Raw genomic sequence first — 3,660 nt, forward strand, 5'->3', positions numbered from 1 at the left:
GGCGGTGATGGTGTCGCTGGCCGCGGTGTGGGAGGCGGCGGGTGTGTCGCCGGATGCGGTGGTGGGTCATTCGCAGGGCGAGATCGCGGCGGCTGCGGTGGCGGGGATTTTGTCCCTCGATGATGCGGCGAAGGTGGTGGCTCTGCGGAGTCGGACTCTGACGGCGTTGGCGGGTCGGGGTGGGATGTTGTCGATCGCTGAGCCGGTGGAAGGTGTGCGCCGGAGGATCGCGTCGTACGGCACGAGGTTGTCGGTGGCGGCGGTGAATGGTCCGGCGTCGACGGTGGTGTCCGGTGATGCGGACGCGTTGCGTGAACTGGCTGATTCGTGTGGGGAGTCGCCGCGTGCGCGGATGATTCCGGTGGACTACGCCTCGCACAGTGCGCACGTGGATCAGCTCCGGGAGGAGATCCTCGCCGTCCTGGAGGGCATCGCACCGACCGAGGCGCGGGTTCCGATGATCTCGGCGCTGACCGGAGAGTGGCTGGCGGGTCCGGAGCTCGACCCCGCCTACTGGTACGCGTCGCTCCGGGAGACGGTGGAGTTCGAGCGGGCGATCCGGCTCCTGGGCGAGGCGGGCCACGGCGCGTTCGTGGAAGTGTCCCCGCACCCGGTGCTGACGCCGGCGATCGGGGATGCCCTGGACGAGCGGGCCCCGGTGGTGGTGGGTACGTTGCGGCGGGACGACGGTGGCGCCGAACGGCTGCTGACCTCGCTTGCCGAGGCGTACACAGGGGGCGCGGCCGTCGACTGGACGGCTGTGCTTGGTACGGGCACGGCGGTGGAGTTGCCGACCTACGCGTTCCAGCGCGAGCGGTACTGGCCTGCCGTCCCCTCCCGGTCCGCGAGCGCGGCGGGCGTCGACGACTGGCGGTACCGGATCCGGTGGCAGCCGGTCGCCGAGACCGGCCCGGCCGTCCTGTCGGGCACCTGGCTGCTCGTAGGTGAGGGGGACATCGCCGACGCGTGCGCCCGCTCGCTTGCCGACCACGGTGCGGACGTCGTCCGCACCGGCGTCGAGACCCTTGGCGAGGTGGCCACCAGGACGGTGTCGGGCGTGGTGTCCCTGCTGGCACTGGAGCAGGGAGAAGACCCGGCATACCCGTGGATCCCGCGCGGGACCGCCACGACCGTCGACCTGGTCCAGGCGCTGCGTGCGGCCGGTGTCGACGCGCCCTTGTGGCTGCTGACCAGGGGCGCGGTGCAGACCGGACCGGACGAGGTGACGACCGCCCCCGTGCAGACCCAGCTGTGGGGCATGGGCCGGGTCATCGGCATGGAACTCCCTGACCAATGGGGCGGGTTGGTCGATCTGCCGCCGGAATTCGACGCACGGACCGGTGCCCGGCTCGCCGCGGTCCTCGCCGACGGCGCGGAGGACCAGGTCGCCCTGCGCTCCTCCGGCACCCTTGCGCGCCGCCTGGTGCGGGCCGAACCGCGGCCGGCCGGCCGCGCTCCCTGGCGAGCGCGCGGCACCGTGCTGCTGACCGGCGGTACGGGCTCGATCGGCGCCTGCGTAGCGCGCTGGCTCTCCGAGCGGGACACCGGGCGCGTGGTGCTGACAAGCCGTTCAGGTCCCTCCGCGGAAGGGGCAGTGGAACTCGCGGCCTCGATGGCGGCCGCCGGCACGACCGTCGACGTCGTCAGCTGCGACACCGGAGACCGTCGTGACGTCACCGACCTGATCGCGTGGATCGAAGCCTCCGGACCGGGGCTGTCCACCGTGCTGCATTCGGCCAACACCGGCTATCTGGCACGGGTCGAGGACACCACGAGAGAGGGCTTGGCGGCGGCCCTCAGCGCGAAGGCGGCCGGGGCCACGTACCTCGACGAGGCGACGGCCGGCCTGGACGTGGACGAGTTCGTGCTGTTCTCGTCGATCTCGGCGACCTGGGGGAGCAACGACCACGGCCCGTACGCCGCCGGGAACGCCTTCCTGGACGGTCTCGCGGAGGACCGCCGGGCCCGGGGGCTGCCGGGGACGTCGATCGCCTGGGGCGTCTGGGACTCGCGGGACTGGGACGCGGTCGACGACCTGATGGACCACAGCCCTGGCCGGGTGACGCCCCGGCGTCTCCGACGGCAGGGGATGAACTTCCTCGAGACCGAACGGGCGCTGACGGCCCTGGACCAGACGCTCGCGGACGACGAGACGTTCATCGCGCTCGCCGACGTCACGTGGGAGAAGTTCGCGCCGGTGTTCCGCGCGGCGCGCCGACGTCCGCTGCTGGACGCCATCCCCGAGGCCCGGGAGCAGGAGGACGACGGCCCGGCCATCCGGTCGGCGCAACCGGAACAGCACGCCGGCGAACTGTCCCGGGAGCTCGCAGGCCTGACCCCGTCCGAGCGGCGCCGCTCGGTGGTGCAACTGGTCTGCGGGCACGCCGCCGCCGTCCTCGGCCACGGCACCGCGGCCGAAGTACCCACCACCCGCGCCTTCCGCGAGATGGGCTTCGACTCGCTCACCGCCGTCGAACTCCGCAACCGGATCAATGGCGTGGCCGGCGTCCGAATGCCGGCCACGGCCGTTTTCGACCACCCCAACCCGGCCGCCCTGGCCGAGGAGATCCTCTCCCGACTGTTCGGATCCGAGCCGGCGGACGGAACCGCCGCGGCGCCCGCCGCAGTCGCGGCCCCGGCGGAACCGATCGCGATCGTCGGCATGTCCTGCCGGTACCCCGGCGGGATCCGGACCCCCGAGGATCTCTGGACACTCCTGGCCGAGCACGGCGACTCCATCGGCGGCTTCCCCGTGGACCGCGGCTGGAACACCGAGGGACTGTTCGACCCGGACCCGGACGCCGAGGGCAAGACCTATGTCGTCGAGGGCGGCTTCCTGACCGGTGCCGCGGAGTTCGACGCGGGGTTCTTCGGGATCAGTCCGCGTGAGGCGCTGGCGATGGATCCGCAGCAGCGGCTGTTGCTGGAGACCTCCTGGGAGGCGATCGAGCGTGCGGGGATCGACCCGCAGTCGCTCCACGGCTCCCCGACCGGCGTCTTCGTCGGCGCGGCACGGTCGACGTATCTCAGTGTGGTGGAGGAGACCGCGGGGTCCGAAGGGCACCGCATGACCGGGACGGCGATGAGCGTGCTGTCGGGTCGGATCTCCTACGCGCTGGGCCTGGTGGGTCCGGCGATGACGGTGGACACGGCGTGTTCGTCGTCGTTGGTGGCGCTGCACCAGGCGGTGCAGGCGTTGCGGTCGGGCGAGTGCACGGTGGCGTTGGCCGGTGGTGTGACGGTGATGGCCGACCCGGACGAGTTCGTCGGGTTCTCGCGACTGCGGGCCCTGTCGCCGAGCGGCCGCTGCAGAGCCTTCGGTGAGGGCGCGGACGGCATGGCCATGGGCGAAGGCGTCGGCATCGTGGTACTGGAACGCCTCTCCGACGCACGCCGCAACGGTCACCGGGTACTCGGTGTCGTGCGAGGCAGTGCGATCAACCAGGACGGTGCGTCCAACGGCCTCACGGCCCCCAACGGTCCCTCGCAACAGCGAGTCATCCGCGCGGCGTTGGCGAATGCACAGGTGTCGGCGGCGGATGTGGACGTGGTGGAGGCGCATGGCACGGGTACGGAGTTGGGTGACCCGATCGAGGCGGGTGCGCTGTTGGCGACCTACGGCCAGGAGCGTTCGGGTGAGCGGCCGTTGTGGTTGGGGTC

The 3,660-nt window shown here is 72.0% G+C and carries 1 protein-coding gene; it reads left to right on the top strand.

The annotated features are described in order from the left end of the window. A partial coding sequence (locus ACWCSV_RS34435; RefSeq protein ID WP_451149181.1) for an SDR family oxidoreductase occupies positions 1 to 3,660 on the top strand: 3,660 nt, incomplete at both ends.

The organism is Streptomyces sp. NPDC001770, assembly GCF_053596135.1.